At 59.4% G+C, this 14,335-nt stretch carries 13 protein-coding genes; all 13 read left to right on the forward strand.

From position 1 onward, the window contains the following. Positions 1 to 23 precede the first annotated feature (23 nt). Entirely contained in the window at positions 24 to 548 is a 525-nt protein-coding gene (locus tag ACYU70_RS21275) for a DUF1569 domain-containing protein (protein WP_342301573.1), read from the forward strand. A 306-nt stretch (positions 549 to 854) separates the two neighbouring features. After that, the gene (locus ACYU70_RS21280; protein ID WP_460616120.1) at positions 855 to 3,215 is read left to right on the forward strand and encodes a CehA/McbA family metallohydrolase; all 2,361 of its coding nucleotides are present in this window, start codon (positions 855 to 857) and stop codon (positions 3,213 to 3,215) included. A 67-nt stretch (positions 3,216 to 3,282) separates the two neighbouring features. Continuing rightward, complete coding sequence (locus ACYU70_RS21285) at positions 3,283 to 4,854, forward strand: bifunctional metallophosphatase/5'-nucleotidase (RefSeq protein WP_342300852.1); 1,572 nt, start codon at positions 3,283 to 3,285, stop codon at positions 4,852 to 4,854. A gap of 386 nt (positions 4,855 to 5,240) precedes the next feature. Next, positions 5,241 to 5,708, forward strand: a complete 468-nt coding sequence (locus ACYU70_RS21290; protein WP_342300849.1) for a nuclear transport factor 2 family protein — start codon at positions 5,241 to 5,243, stop codon at positions 5,706 to 5,708. 123 nt (positions 5,709 to 5,831) lie between these two features. Next, complete coding sequence (locus tag ACYU70_RS21295; RefSeq protein WP_342300848.1) at positions 5,832 to 6,650, forward strand: alpha/beta fold hydrolase; 819 nt, start codon at positions 5,832 to 5,834, stop codon at positions 6,648 to 6,650. Positions 6,651 to 6,668: 18 nt separating this feature from the next. After that, positions 6,669 to 7,391 (forward strand): hypothetical protein, encoded by a 723-nt coding sequence (locus tag ACYU70_RS21300; RefSeq protein ID WP_342300846.1) that lies wholly within the window; start codon positions 6,669 to 6,671, stop codon positions 7,389 to 7,391. Between the two features lie 84 nt (positions 7,392 to 7,475). Continuing rightward, positions 7,476 to 8,333, forward strand: coding sequence for an alpha/beta fold hydrolase (locus tag ACYU70_RS21305; RefSeq protein WP_342300845.1), 858 nt, complete (start codon positions 7,476 to 7,478; stop codon positions 8,331 to 8,333). A 168-nt stretch (positions 8,334 to 8,501) separates the two neighbouring features. Next, positions 8,502 to 9,401: an alpha/beta fold hydrolase gene (locus tag ACYU70_RS21310; protein ID WP_342300844.1), complete on the forward strand. Its 900-nt coding sequence runs from the start codon at positions 8,502 to 8,504 to the stop codon at positions 9,399 to 9,401. Positions 9,402 to 9,437: 36 nt separating this feature from the next. Then, positions 9,438 to 9,920, forward strand: a complete 483-nt coding sequence (locus tag ACYU70_RS21315; protein WP_342300842.1) for a DUF302 domain-containing protein — start codon at positions 9,438 to 9,440, stop codon at positions 9,918 to 9,920. A gap of 84 nt (positions 9,921 to 10,004) precedes the next feature. After that, positions 10,005 to 10,496: a DUF302 domain-containing protein gene (locus ACYU70_RS21320; RefSeq protein ID WP_342300841.1), complete on the forward strand. Its 492-nt coding sequence runs from the start codon at positions 10,005 to 10,007 to the stop codon at positions 10,494 to 10,496. Positions 10,497 to 10,570: 74 nt separating this feature from the next. Next, on the forward strand, positions 10,571 to 12,010 hold the full coding sequence (locus tag ACYU70_RS21325) for an MFS transporter (protein WP_342300840.1): 1,440 nt from the start codon (positions 10,571 to 10,573) through the stop codon (positions 12,008 to 12,010). Between the two features lie 85 nt (positions 12,011 to 12,095). Then, positions 12,096 to 12,692 (forward strand): TetR/AcrR family transcriptional regulator, encoded by a 597-nt coding sequence (locus ACYU70_RS21330; protein ID WP_342300839.1) that lies wholly within the window; start codon positions 12,096 to 12,098, stop codon positions 12,690 to 12,692. Between the two features lie 50 nt (positions 12,693 to 12,742). After that, positions 12,743 to 14,305 carry a DHA2 family efflux MFS transporter permease subunit gene (locus ACYU70_RS21335; RefSeq protein WP_342300837.1) on the forward strand — a complete coding sequence of 521 codons (1,563 nt, stop codon included), beginning with the start codon at positions 12,743 to 12,745 and terminating at the stop codon, positions 14,303 to 14,305. Positions 14,306 to 14,335 lie beyond the last annotated feature (30 nt).

A 14,335-nucleotide genomic window follows, 5' to 3' on the forward strand; every position in this document is an offset into this window, starting at 1 on the left:
GCTCACGACCAACTTCCTTTATCATGTCAGACTTCCCGTATTCCGAAGCCGAAATAATCGACTTTTTGCAGCGCGATGTGCCTCGGCTGCTCGTCCACCTCGGCCCTATTCAAGTGCCCAATTGGGGCCAGATGACGGCCCAGCACATGGTGGAGCACTTGACCGGCGCGGTGCGCCTCTCCATGGGTCGCTACGGGTTGCCCGCCCCGCCCCCCAGCCCGGCCCTCGACGAAGTTCAAGCTTATCTGCAAGCTGATGCACCTTTTAACATCAGTACCCCCAATCCCGCGACAGCTCGCAAACTGGGCCCTGTGCATCAGCCGTCGCTGGCGGCAGCGATTTCTTTATTGCTGCTGACGCTGGACGAATTTTTTGACCACTACGCCCAGCAGCCAGCTGCAACTGCGGTCCATCCGGCTTTTGGCAACCTCAATTTTCGCCAGTGGCAGGTGTTTCATTTCAAGCATTTTCACCACCATCTGCGGCAGTTCGGCCTGATACCGACTAGCCTGCTTCCGCGCCCCTTGGGCGCCCGCCAATCCAATTAACCTTCCCTTACTCACCGCCGGATAAATCAGCTGCAAGACCCGCGGCTGATTTAACCTAACTACTGGCTAGCTGCTTGACTACGCTACTTTATGCACATTTCGCTATTTTCCGCTTTTCGCCTGGGAGCTATTGTAGGGTTGCGGCATCGCGGCTGGTTGACCGGGTTACTAATCCTGAAGGCGGGGCTAGCCTGGACCCAGAGCATGTCAGCAATAGCAAGCCCAGTCCAAAGCCTAAGTGAATCCGACGCGTATTATGACAAGTATCCTGCATTGGCGGTAGACGAGGCCGGTGAAGCAGCGGTTGTGTTCACCTCCTTGCGAGGAGGGCTTGACCAGCTTTACTGGCGGTCCCGAACCCCTACGGGCTGGACCGCGGCCGAGCGCGTGGACCAGGGCAAAGGGGTAGAAAGTCTGGCCACGGTAGTTGCTGTGCCTGGCGTAACGTGGGTGTTCTGGCAGGGCCGACGGCACGGGCAGTGGGCCGTGTACGGGCGCCAGCGGGTGCGGGGGCGCTGGCGGCCCGAGCAGCGGCTTTCGACCACTAGTCAAGCCGCCTGGCACCCCAAGGCGATGGCCGATGTCCGTGGACGGGTGTGGCTAGCATGGGAGCATCCGGAACGGGAGCGTAGCGCCATCGTAGCCCGGGTGTGCGAATCTGGTCGGTGGAGTGCGGAGCAAATTATTTCGCCGCCCGGCTTTAGCCGCCGCATCGCGCTGGCAGCTACCCCACAAGGAGGTATGTGGCTGGGCTACGATGCATTGGCGCACGGCAACTACGACGTGTGGCTGGCGCGGTTGGGCAAACCGGCTGGCGCGCCTATCCACACCGACACGCTGCTGCAAGCGACCCGTGACGCCAGCACCGACGACTCGCCCAGCCTAGCCTGCGGCCCTGACGGCACACTGTGGGTAGCCTGGAATTCGCTGCGCGGCTTGGTCCATGAGCCGTTCCGCGCCGACCAGCACGCCGGCGGCGTCTTCGTGCGGGCCCTGCGGCACGGCCGCTGGCTTACCCCGCCCGCACCTGCCCCGGGTTTGCCCGCTGGCCAGGTGAACCCCTGGGGAATCGACAAATCCGCCCACGATGCCGTAGAGCCGGCCTGGCATTGGAAACAGACCCAGAATTACCCAACGATATGCCTCGACCGCCAACAGCGCCTGTGGGTGCTCTGGCGCACGGACCCTACCGGGGGACACAATTTTGACTTGTGGGGCCGGGTGTATGGCCCGGCTGGTTGGTCCCAGGAGCTGCACCTGACCGAGTTTTCCCCCGGCCGCGACGAGTGGCCGGCGCTGGTCCCCTTGCCCAACGACCGGCTGCGAGTGGCTTGGGAAGGCCAGGTCCTGCCTCCCAAGGGCGACGAGGCCAAATACCAGGGCGGCTTTGTGGACGCCTACAACACGCGCGCAAATGCGAATGTGGTGCTGACGACTGTGCTGGACCCCGAAATGCTGCGCTGGACGCCCGCACCGCTCCAGCCAGCGCCACCCGAAGCCTTCGACCCAGCCGCTGTGGTGGACCAACCCCTGCCTGGGCCCATACCCGGCACGGCCCGCACGGCCGACGGTCGCTATGGTCTCTACTTTGGCGACCCCCACAGCCACAGCGTCCTCAGCGACGCCAAATACGGATGGCCCGACCAGCTAGTGGCCCTGGCCCGAGGACCCCTGGGCCTGGATTTTAGTGTCGTGAGCGACCACGCCGAGATGGGACGCTTGCAACCGTCCGAATCGGCTGAACTGCAGGAGGTGGCCGGCATCTTTACAACCCCGGGCCGGTACGTCAACCTGCTGGGTTTTGAGTGGACCGCTGCCCCGGATTATGGTCACCGCATCGTCCTCTATCCCGGGCAAAATGCTCCCACCTTTAGCTCGGCGCTGCCGGAGGCCAATACTGTGGACAACCTATACGAGCGTATAAAGCCCTGGGGCGGCTTGGTGTCGGCGCACCACGCCGGGCAGGCCACCTGGGGCCGCTGGAACCCCAATGCTCCTTACGACGCAACCGCCGAGCCCAACTTTGAAATCACGTCCTGGCACGGGCGGGCCGAATTTTATGGCAACCCCCACGAGGGCCGGCGCCAGGTGCCCGGTCACCAGTATCAGGATGCCTTGCGCCTGGGCCACCGCGTGGGGGCAATGGGAGCCAGCGATACCCACCACTTAAGCCCCGGCGACGGCGGCTTGACCGTGGTGCTGGCCGACAGCCTCACCCCTGGCAGCCTGGTAGCGGCCCTGCGGCAGCGCCGCAACTACGCTACCAGCGGGGCCCGCATCGTGCTCGAATTTACCCTCAACGGCCACCCCATGGGTTCGGTATTGCCGCTGCCAGATTCGGCCCGGCTGGTGGTGCGGGTAGAGGGCACCGCCCCGATTGACCGCGTCGAGCTGGTGCGCAATCTGGACAATCGGTTTGCCTTGGTGCGCGTGGAACAGGAGCCGGGCATGAATAAGGGGACCTTCCTCCTTTACGACCCCGCGCGGCCCCAGAGCGGGCAGCAGCTACGCACGGAGGACCTGCGCCGAATTCGCTTTGCGGTAAGCGAGTCCACGAAGGGGCAAGGGCCGCTCCTCTACTATGTGCGCGTGACCCAAACCGATGGCCAACAGGCTTGGTCGTCGCCTATTTGGCTTGACGTTCCCACTCTGCCCAGCCAGAAATAGCCGTTCGGCAACCTGCCCACCGAACGGATAATCAGCCTACTTCATCATCCCCTTCTTTGTTGAGCTTATGCAAGCGGTATCTTTTGGGGGCCTAGGAATGGCCCGGTGGTGCTTCACCATTTTATTGTGCTCGTTGATTGGTCTGCTGCGGGCCCAGCCAGTAACTACGCCGGTGCCGCGCAGCATTACCCTGCTCTACACCAACGATTTTCATTGCGCCATCGACCCTATTCCGGCCTACTGGCTGCCGGGCCAGCCTCGGGTGGGCGGTGCCGCCCACCTGGCCACGCTCGTCAACCGCATCCGCCAGCGAGACAGTACCGTGTTTCTGTTCGACGCGGGCGACATGTTTACCGGCACCCAGTCTTTTTTGAGCCGGGGAGCCGTGATGATGGAAATGATGCGGGCCATGCGCTACGATGCGATGGCAATCGGCAACCACGAATTTGATTACGGCTCCGACAACTTTACCCGGCAGATGAACCGGGTACCCTTCCCTATACTGGGAGCTAACATTTTCTTTCAGGGCACCGACCATCCCTACTGCCGCCCATCCGTGATTCTGGAGCGCAATGGGCTGCGGGTAGGCGTCATCGGCATTATTGGAGCCGATGCCCGTGACGTATCGCTGAAAACTGGTGTGGCCACTCTGGACTTTCGCGACCCCGTGCCCTTGCTGCAAGCGGCAGTTGATGAACTTAAGCCCCAAGTAGACTTGATTGTGGTGCTGGCGCATCAGGGCCAAACGGGTCCAATGCAAACCGACGCCGAGGCACATCCGGACCTGCAGCGTGCATTTGCAGAAGATATCCGCGTGTGCGGGGCCGTGCGGGGCATCGATGTGTTTGTCGGAGGGCATGCTCACCGCGGCATCGAGCAGCCCTATGTGCATTCCCAAACCGGTACCCTCATTGTGCAAACCTACGGGTACGGTACCCGCCTGGGCTACCTCACCCTGCAAGTGAAAGGCGGGCAGGTATTGAGCCATCGGGGGGAGCTTCTCAAAGTCTATACCGACAGCCTGCCCCCCGACCCTGCCGTCGTGCGTGCGTTGTGGCCGTACCAGCAGCAGTTAGCGCGGGAAATGGGTCCTCCCCTGGCGAACGCGCCACGCCGCCTGGTGCGCGACTACCGCACGGTATCGCCGCTGGGGGCGTTTGTAGCTGACGTGATGCGGGCTACTTCCGGCGCCGATGTGGCGTTTGTAAATGCTGGCGGCTTACGAGCCGACTTGCCGCAGGGGCCCGTCACCCGCGCCCACGTACTCGATGCCTTACCTTTTGAAAATACATTGGTTATGTGCACCATGAGTGGCACTCAAGTGCTGGAGGCGTTGCGGCATGGCCTGACCCGGGAGCGTGGCATGCTGCAATTTTCCGGCCTGCGCGTCCGAACCCGTCGCGATGGCACGCTGGAACAGGTCTTGATTGGCGGCAAGCCACTGGTGCCCGCACGGAGCTACTCGGTAGCCGTGAGCAGTTTCATACAACAGGGCGGCGACCTGTATGAGGTATTCACCCACGCCAGCAATGTACGAGATAGTGGTAAGCTGATTTCCAGCATCATCTGTGACTACTTGCGCCAACACGGATTTCCGGCGGCAGAAAGCGTTTCCCGCTTTGAAGTGAAAGGAAAGTAGTGTCATGCGTCCGCGTGCCTGCTCCACAAGGTGCTCTTTACTTGAAAAGGGTTCTCCTCTACCGACGGCTGGCCACCGACCAATGTGCTTCCTCCAGCTTTGAAATGCTAGGCGTGCCTCCTCCCAATTGTGGCATCAGCGCTGGTAATAGTATCCAGAAACATTGCTGTACCTATCCAAAATTCCTGGATTACTCCAGAAGAATCTATCATCAAAACAGAATAGCAAGCCTGGCAATAGATGTGATTACATTACACCAATAATCTGTTTAACAATGCTTTATATAACAACCGGATACTGTTATGTGATTGCGAAACCAACTGGAAATATGGTGGCATAACGCTTGATTTAGCTAGGTCAGAAATCACTTCTTCCTGTCCTGCGATATGCCAAACTCCAAGCAAATTATCGAAGGTATCTACCGCCATATCCAGGAAAATAATTTGAGCAAAGTGCTGCCCCTGCTGGATGAGCACGTGCAAATCCACGTTCCGGAATCGCTGCCTTTTGGGGGCATCTACCACGGGCGGGCGGGCTACATCTCCCTGTTTTCAGCCATCACTCAAACGTGGGCCAGTCTGCAAACTGAATCCATTCAGTACTACACCCGCAACGACGTCCCCGACGACGTGGTGGTGGCTACCGGGGAGCTCAGGGCCCAGTTACAGCGAAATAATGCCCCCTACGCCATGCCTTTTATGAACCACTGGCACCTGAAGGATGGGAAGGTAATTGAGCTCACCGTTTTCTACTGGGATACGGCCCTGCTGCTGGCCACCTTCCACAAAAACCTGCCCGGGCCCGCTTCATCCAACGGCATTTATCCGACCGGCCCGGAATCGCCCCAGAGCTGACATCATTGGTCCAGCTTGGGCATTATCTCCGCAACCGTGGCTTATCACGGACAAAATCCCGCGGCCCCAGGTTAGAGCGTGGCCCGACACCATTTGTTTTTTCACCCCATTAATTACAACCCCATGAAAACCAATAACTCCATGAAAACCAAAATTCTGTGGGCTGCGCCGTTGGCGGCCCTCGCCCTCGTGCTCGCCTCGTTCACGCTGCTTAAGCCGGAAAAGAAAGCCAAAAAGACCTTCGTGCTGGTGCACGGGGCCTGGGTCGGCAAGTACGCCTGGGATAAGGTGAAGCCCCTGCTGGAAAAGGATGGCAACAAGGTAATCGTGTTCGACCTGCCGGCGCACGGCGACGACCAGACGCCGCTGGGCGAGGCCACGATGGACAACTACGTCAAAACGGTTTCGGCCTACATCAACAAGGAGCCGGGCAAGGTGGTGCTGGTAGGGCACAGCCTGGCGGGCATGGTGATTACCCAGGTGGCCGAAAGCATTCCCAACAAGATTGAGAAGCTGGTGTACCTCTCGGCCTTTCTGCCGCAGAATGGGCAGTTCGTGCTGGGCATCCCGGACCCTAATAGCCTGTTTGGACCGAACTTGGTACTATCGGCTGATAAGTCGAGCGCTACCATCAAGCCCGAGGCCATCGTACCCATTTTCGCCTCGGACTGCTCCGACGACATCAAGAAAATGGTCGTGGAGCGGCACCGCACCGAACCCTTACAGCCTTTCACGGCCAAAGCAGCCGTAACTGAGGCCAATTTCGGCCGGGTGCCCAAATACTACATCGAAACGCTGAAAGACGTGGGTGTGAGCACCAACCTGCAAAAGCAGATGGTGGCGGCGAATGGCCACGTCGTGAAAGTATTCACGATTGACAGCGGCCATACCTCCTTTTTCGCCAAGCCCACGGAGTTGGCCGGCATTCTCAACAGTCTATAGGCCCGGCAACGCCATATTGTGAGCAGCTTACTTCGACAAACCGTCGAGGCCCACGGCGGCCTCGAACGCTGGCACCGGCTGGAAATGCTGACCGTGAAAGCGAGATTTGGCGGCGGCCTGTGGGGCATTAAGGGCCAAGCCGAAATCATGGCGCACGAGCTGGCTGTGACCGTGCAGCTGCATCGCGAATGGACCTCGCACCTGCCCTTCGGCGCGCCCGACCACCGCACCGCCGTCACGCCCGGCCGAGTGCTCATCGAAACCACTGCTGGCGACGTGGTAGAGGAGCTGCTAAACCCGCGCGCGTCCTTCGCCGGCCACACGCTCTACACGCCCTGGACGCCGCCGCAACTAGCGTATTTCATTGGCTACGGCATGTGGAATTACCTCACATTTCCCTTCACCTTCACACTGCCTGGCTGCCGGATTGCGGAGCTGGGGGCTTGGGAGGAAAACGGCGAAATCTGGCAGCGCATGCAGGTCACGTTCCCCGACTCCATCGCCACGCACTGCCCGGTGCAGACCTATTACGTCGCGCCGGATGGCCTCATCCGCCGGCATGACTACGACGTGGACATCAACGGCGGCACGCCGGGGGCGCACTACTTCTCGGGGCACGCCACGGTGGCTGGCATCACGCTGCCCACCGAGCACCGGATTTTCATCCGCAACGCGGATTTGACCCACGAGCCCGAGCCACTGATTGTGTCAATTGACGTGTGCGACATCGAGTTCAGCTAGCGCTGGCAGTATAGGCAGCGCCAAATGAGCAGGGCTTTCCAAGGAAATCCAAAACCACCCTAATCACCCCCTTACAATCCCATTATGCGGTACATCAAAACGGGCACCGATGCCGCTGGCAACGACCTTCACGTAAATTATACTGACCTCGGTCAGGGCCCCGCTATCGTGCTGATGCATGGCTGGCCGGCCACCCACGCCATGTGGGAATACCAATTAGCCGAGCTTCCTAAACACGGTTTCCGCGTGGTGGCCCACACCCGCCGCGGCTTCGGCCTCTCCGACCATCCCTGGGACGGCTACGATTACGACACGATGGCTGACGACTTGAAGGCCGTGCTCGACCACCTCGATTTGCAGGACGTGACGCTGGTGGGCTTCTCGATGGGCGGCGGCGAGGTGGCCCGCTACATGAGCCGCCACGGCGGTGCCCGAGTGGCCAAGGTAGCTTTCATTTCGGCCGTAACGCCCTTTTTGCTCCAGTCCGAAGCCAGCCCGGACGGTGTGCCCCAGCAAATCTTTGACATGTTTGAAGGCGCCATTAACAACAACCGCTTCGGCTTTCTGACCGATTTTGCGAGGCTGTTCTTTGGGGTCGGACCTTTCGCCCCGGCCGTGGACCAGCCCACGCTGGACTGGATGCAAAGCATCTGTCAAACGGCGTCGCCGCGGGCCACCACGGCGTGTATTCATGCCTTCAGCGCCACCGACTTTCGCGCTGACTTGGCTACGATCAAGGTTCCCACGCTCGTGATTCACGGCCGCGAGGACAAGATTGTACCCATTGCCGCCGGCGGGGCCCGCGTTCCCGATTTCGTGCCGCAAGCGCAGTTCGTTCCCTACGAAGGCGCGCCCCACGGCCTGTTTCTCACGGAGAAAAAACGCCTGAACCGTGACTTGCTGGCTTTTGCCGGCGGCCAGCCGGTCGATAATCGCGCCTAGCAAAGCAGTGGTCCGGCTGTCCGCAAGGAGGCATAGGGACTTTCCTATTGCAGTAAGAAGGGGCTAGCCTGGTAGCAGGACCTCCGAGCGGATAGCCGGACTATACGCTTTCAGAATCTGAATTTACCCGCGCACCAAGCGCTCTAATTCATCTTAATCCAGTTTAGTATGGAAACTCTCCCATTCATTGAGCACCACATCCCGCGGGATAAGGGTAGCATTTACGTGCGTGATTACGCCGGCGCCGGACCAGCCTTTGTGCTCATGCACGGCTTTCCGGACAATCTGCTGATTTACTCTGAACTGATTCCCTACCTCGTCGCGGGCGGACGCCGAGTCGTGGCCTTTGATTTTCTGGGTTTCGGCGCTTCCGAGAAGCCGACGGACGCCATCTACAGCTTCCGACAGCAGCTCGGTGACCTCCTCACCGTGGTGGAGGCGCTGAACCTGGGCAAAATCGTGCCGGTTGGCCACGACTCTTCTGGCATGGCCGCGATGGATTTTGCCTTGGATTACCCGCAGTACGTCGATTCGCTCTGCATTCTCAATTGCATCTATTCGCAGACGCCTACCCTGCGATATCCGGCGTTTATTGAGCTGTTTGCAAACGATAGTCTTAAAGACTTCGGCCGGGCCCTGCTCCAAAGCCCGGAGCAATTTGGCTGGGTCCTCTACTTTCAGCGCGACCATTTTTTGCAAGGCCTTACCGATAAGCAAAAGATTCACAACAAAGAAGTTATCGGGACAATCATCGATAACAATTTCCGGCAGCAGCCCAGCGCCGGGCCGGCCTTCGCCCAACTGACGTCCCAGTTCAACGACGCTGTGGCGCGCAATACCCGCCGGCTCTATGAAGTGGAGGCCCTCGATATCCCCGTCAAGATAATCTGGGGCGAAAATGACCCTGACCTGCATACGCAGTTGGCGGAAAATTTACACGCGCACCTTAAGCATCCGGAGCTGCACTTCGTTGCCGCCGGCCACTGGCTGATGATTGATGTGCCGGAGCAACTGGCGCACCTAATGCTAACCCAAGGTGCTCCGCGTCTAGTGAAAGGGGGCTTGTAATCTTCTTGAAACGCCAACAACGCACCTCTTAATCCCATGGAAACAATCACGGAAGTACGCCACCAAGTGGTGCGGGTACAACTACCATTTGACCATTTTACGCGCAACATTGAAGCAGCTCTGCCGCCGCTGGACCGGGCCTTGATGGATAAAGTCGGAACCGAGCCCGGCATGGTGGAAGCGGAACTGGCTAAGCGGCACGGCCACGGATTCCTCTTTATGCAAGTAGACCACGGGTTGCTGCTAACGATGGTAGGGGCCCCGCGCAAAGCAATGCTCTACGCACTCGGCAACCCCTTGACGCTCTCGAAAATGACCCGGCTGGATATGCGGGCGGGACTCTACGGACCGCTGCACCTGCTGGTGTATGAAGACGATAGCCAGCAGGTATTCGCGGAGTACGATTTGCCCTCTTCAGTTTTCGGGCAGTTTGGCAACCCGGAAGTGAAGAAAGTGGCGGAATTCATCGATGAGCGGGTAGCGGAGTTGATTGCGGAAGCAGACCAGGAATCGCACTAGCTATTGTCGAAAAAGCCATCATGCTTTGCTACGCGTTGCATGATGGCCTAGCAACTTGGTTTACTCTCTTTTCCTTTTACCCCCATGACCGACAGCATCGCAGCCAGCCATCAAGTGGTGAAGGTGGCCTCCTCTTTCGCCCAGTTCACGAAGCACCTCGAAGCTGCGCTGGGACATCTTGACCGGGCGATGTTCGGCAAGGTGGAGACGGAACCAGCCATGGTTGAAGCCTACCTCAAGCAGCTAGGTGGCGAGCAGGATTTGGTCTTATTCGGAATGGAGGACCATGGGGCCCTGCTGACCATTGCCGGGGCACCGCGCAGGGCCAAACAGTACGCCATCGGCAATCCGCTCATTGCCATGTCCATGACGCAGCACGATATGCGCGCCGCGCTGTATGCTCCGTTGCGCGTGCTCGTGTATGAGGCCGCCGACCAAAAGGTTCGCGTGGAATATGACTTGCCCTCCTCGCTTTTTGGGCAGTTTGGGAATGCTGCCATTAGCAAAGTGGCGGACTCGCTGGACGCGAAGCTGGCCGCGCTAATTGCCAGCGTAGACGAGCAAGGCGCTAAATAATACCTGCTCGCCGAACTGCGGAACTACCCCATTTTTTACCCCGGAGCCCGGTGCACCTGCCATTTGCCCCTACTATGAGCGACACTGTTGATGCCCTTGCACCCTGCGAGCCTGTAGCGGAGCCGCAGTCGAGGCTCTTGCTGTTGCTTGTAATCCTGACGGCTCCCCTGCTCTCCGTGTTGGACGTGTTCATCGTAAATATGGCCATTCCCGCCATTCGAACCGACCTGCACGCCACCGGCGCCGACCTGGAACTGGTGATTGCCGGTTACCTACTCGGATTTTCTTCCTTCCTCATCACTGGCGGCCGGGCCGGTGACCAGTACGGCCGGCGCCGCATTTTTCTCGCGGGGCTGGTACTGTTCACGCTCACCTCCTGCCTGTGCGGCCTGGCCCCCAGCATTGCCCAACTGGTATTGTATCGCTTCCTGCAGGGCGTAACTGCGGCCTTCATGGTGCCGCAAACCATCGCCCTGATTCAAGTCAACTTTCCGGAAGCGCACGCCCGCAACAGGGCGTTTGGCTACTACGGCATCACGCTGGGCTTGGCTTCGATGCTGGGACTGTATCTGGGTGGCTTCCTAGTGAGCACGGATTGGGGAGTGGCCGGTTGGCGGCTCACCTTTCTGGTAAACTTGCCCATCGGAGCCGCAGCTACTTTAGCTGCTTGGCACCTGCTGCCCGAAACGGTACCCAACCATGCTCAGCGATTCGATTTTCGCGGCGTGGCCCTGCTCACCGCCGGGCTGGTGGGCGTGGTTTATCCGCTAGGGGTAGGTCGGGAATTGGGCTGGCCCCTTTGGAGCGTAGCGATACTGCTGACAGGCACGACGGTTCTGGCCGGCTTCGTGGCGCAGCAGGCCCGGCTGGGGCAGCGCGGGGGCAATCCATTGCTGGACGTTGGCTTATTTGCCTATCCATCGTTTAACCTGGGGATGGGCGTGCTAATCTTCTTTTTCAGCGTGCATAACTCGTTTTTGCTGATGAGTACTGTGTATTTGCAGAGTGGTTTGCACGTTGATTCCTACGCGGCGGGGTCCACCTTCCTATTTTTAGGAGCGGGCTTTTTGGTCTCTTCCTACCTGTCCATTCGATATATTGCTCGCTTTGGGCGGCGCCTGCTCCAGTTCGGACTGCTGCTCATGCTGGCCGCGTTGGCCAGCCAGATGCGGTGGGCCCCGGCGTTTGGTTCTTCCACGGCGGGGCTCAAAGGACTGCTGCTGCTCTACGGTTTAGGCAACGGCTTGGTATTGCCTTCGCTGCTGAACGTGGCCCTGCGCGGCTTACCGGCCCGTTTTGCCGGCGGAGCGGCTGGGGTCTACTCAACATTTCAGCAGGTAGCCTCGGCGCTGGGCGTTACCGTAATTGGAGGCCTTTTCTTCTCGTTTTGGCACCCCGGGCAGCCGGCGAGTTACGTGCACGCCTTCCGCTATGGGCTCGGGGTGGACATTGCGTGTCTGGTCCTGGCCGCCCTACTATTGGAAAGGCTCAAAGAGCCCAAGGAAAGCAATTGAATTGTGGCGCTGCGAACTTTTAAAAAAGAAAGGTGTTGGGCATAAAATACCGATTGGTATATTTGTAATTCATTTCCTTTTCCCCATGTCCAAAGCCGAGCGCACCCGCCAGTTCATCATCGAGCAAACGGCTCCCATTTTCAATAAGCAGGGCTACGCTGGCACATCCCTGAGTGACTTAACCACCGCTACCGGACTGACCAAGGGTGCCATCTACGGCAACTTCGAAAACAAAGAGGAAGTGGCCCTAGCTGCTTTCGACTACAATTTGGGACTGGTACAAGCAGGCCTGCGGGCCGGTGATGCAGATTCCGGTCCGGCCCGGGAGCAACTACTGGCACTGCCCCGCTTCTACCGGACTGTCTTCCCCGAACTCAGCCAATGCGGCGGCTGCCCCATCCTCAACGCGGCGGTGGAAGCCGACGATGCCCCGCCCAGTGCCTTGTTGCAACGGGTAAAAGACAGCGTGAGGCGCTGGCACCGCCACGTGGTGCGGCTCATTGAGGCCGGCCAGCGGACCGGCGAAATCCGGCCGGAAGCCGACGCCGGGCGCTACGCCACCTTATTCATCGCGCTGGTGGAAGGCGGCATTCTGCTGGCCCGGGTTGCGGGCGAACCCTCCGCGCTGCACACTACCCTGGACCACATCGAGCATTTGATTGAGACCGAACTGACCGAGTAATATTTTTTTGATTCAAAATTATACCGATTGGTATAATAACCAATTTTCGCATGAGCACTCTTCGCCTTTTTCTCTTATGCGCCACGGTCATTTCTGCGGCCGTCATGGAGCTCATTGATACCAGCATTGTGAACGTGGCCCTCTCCCACATGGGCGGCAACCTGGGTGCCACGCTGGCCGACACCTCGTGGGTTATCACGTCCTACGCCATTGCCAACATCATCGTCATCCCGATTAGCAGCTTCCTGGCAGCACGTCTAGGACGGCGGCGCTACTTCATCGGGTCGATTATCCTCTTCACGGTGGCGTCGGCCCTGTGCGGCACGGCGGGCAACATCTGGACGCTGGTGGCCTTTCGCTTTATTCAGGGTTTGGGCGGCGGGGCCTTGCTGTCCACTTCTCAGGTCATCGTTTTTGAAGCCTTCCCGGTCGCTAAGCGCGGCATTGCCAGTGCCCTCTTTGGCATTGGGGTATTCACCGGACCCACGATTGGGCCGACGCTGGGTGGCTATATTCTGGACGTGACAAGCTGGAACTGGATATTCTTGGTCAATGTCCCCATCGGCATTCTGGTGACCATCCTTTCTATATGGCTCGTTGCGGAACCCGCGCCCACAGCCAGCCGCGAGAGCCTGCGCATGGACTGGATAGGCCTGCTGCTGCTCGTGGTCGGCATTGGAGCCCTGCAAGTAGTGCTGGAGCGAGGGCAGGAAGAAGACTGGTTTCAAACCACTTACATTGCACAGTTGAGCGTAGTAGCAGCCGTGGGCCTGGTCGGGTTCATTTGGTGGGAACTCACCACGGAATTTCCCATCGTGAACCTGCGCGTGCTCAAAAGCAAAACGCTGGCCGTGGCAGCCGTGCTAACCTTCGTAACGGGCATGGGCTTGTTTACTTCCGTGTACCTCACGCCCGTATTTGCCCAGCGCCTGCTGCACTTCCCGGTGCTTGATACCGGCCTGCTGTCCGTGCCGGGTGCCATCATCGCCATTTTTGCGCTCATCCTCACGGCGCGGGCCTTGCAAAGCGGCGTACCGATTCCGGTGGTCATCGCGCTGGGCTTTCTGCTTTTCTTTGGCTTCAGCTGGCGCATGTCGCTGCTTTCGGGCCTGGCGGGAAAAGGCGACTTTTACCTGCCGCTGATTATGCGCAGCGTGAGCATCGCCCTGCTCACCGTACCGCTGACGGCGCTGGCCGTGTCGGGGCTGGCACCCCAGGACATTGCCCAGGGGGCGGCGCTGAACAACATGATGCGCCAACTTGGCGGCTCCTTCGGCATCGCCTTGGTTAATACCTTCCTAGCCACCCAGTTTGCCGTGCACCGCCAAGCCCTAGTGACGCACCTGACCGCTGGCGATTTAAACGTCAGTGAACGGTTGGCCGCCACCACCAATCTGGTTGCGTCCCGCATGGGAACGGCGCCAGTCGAGGCCGTTCAGCGGGCTTACCAACTACTGGACAGCCGGGTGAACCTGCAGGCGGGCATTCAAAGCTACAACGATGCCTTTCTACTGGTGGGCGGGTGCTTTCTGATTGCCATGCCCCTTTTGCTGCTCGTATTGCGCCGCCGGCCGGGGGCCGCACCGGTCGTGGTCAGCCTCTCCGACCATTAAGCCGGGCTTCCATATCCTTTAAATTCTCAT

The organism is Hymenobacter segetis (assembly GCF_054776495.1).

Excerpts from the sequence above, each read along its gene's own strand:
- ACYU70_RS21310 (WP_342300844.1), top strand. The coding sequence starts at position 8,502 with ATGGAAACTCTCCCATTCATTGAGCACCACATCCCGCGGGATAAGGGT.
- ACYU70_RS21335 (WP_342300837.1), top strand. The coding sequence starts at position 12,743 with ATGAGCACTCTTCGCCTTTTTCTCTTATGCGCCACGGTCATTTCTGCG.
- ACYU70_RS21330 (WP_342300839.1), top strand. The coding sequence starts at position 12,096 with ATGTCCAAAGCCGAGCGCACCCGCCAGTTCATCATCGAGCAAACGGCT.
- ACYU70_RS21290 (WP_342300849.1), top strand. The coding sequence starts at position 5,241 with ATGCCAAACTCCAAGCAAATTATCGAAGGTATCTACCGCCATATCCAG.
- ACYU70_RS21325 (WP_342300840.1), top strand. The coding sequence starts at position 10,571 with ATGAGCGACACTGTTGATGCCCTTGCACCCTGCGAGCCTGTAGCGGAG.
- ACYU70_RS21305 (WP_342300845.1), top strand. The coding sequence starts at position 7,476 with ATGCGGTACATCAAAACGGGCACCGATGCCGCTGGCAACGACCTTCAC.
- ACYU70_RS21320 (WP_342300841.1), top strand. The coding sequence starts at position 10,005 with ATGACCGACAGCATCGCAGCCAGCCATCAAGTGGTGAAGGTGGCCTCC.
- ACYU70_RS21275 (WP_342301573.1), top strand. The coding sequence starts at position 24 with ATGTCAGACTTCCCGTATTCCGAAGCCGAAATAATCGACTTTTTGCAG.
- ACYU70_RS21315 (WP_342300842.1), top strand. The coding sequence starts at position 9,438 with ATGGAAACAATCACGGAAGTACGCCACCAAGTGGTGCGGGTACAACTA.
- ACYU70_RS21285 (WP_342300852.1), top strand. The coding sequence starts at position 3,283 with ATGCAAGCGGTATCTTTTGGGGGCCTAGGAATGGCCCGGTGGTGCTTC.
- ACYU70_RS21295 (WP_342300848.1), top strand. The coding sequence starts at position 5,832 with ATGAAAACCAATAACTCCATGAAAACCAAAATTCTGTGGGCTGCGCCG.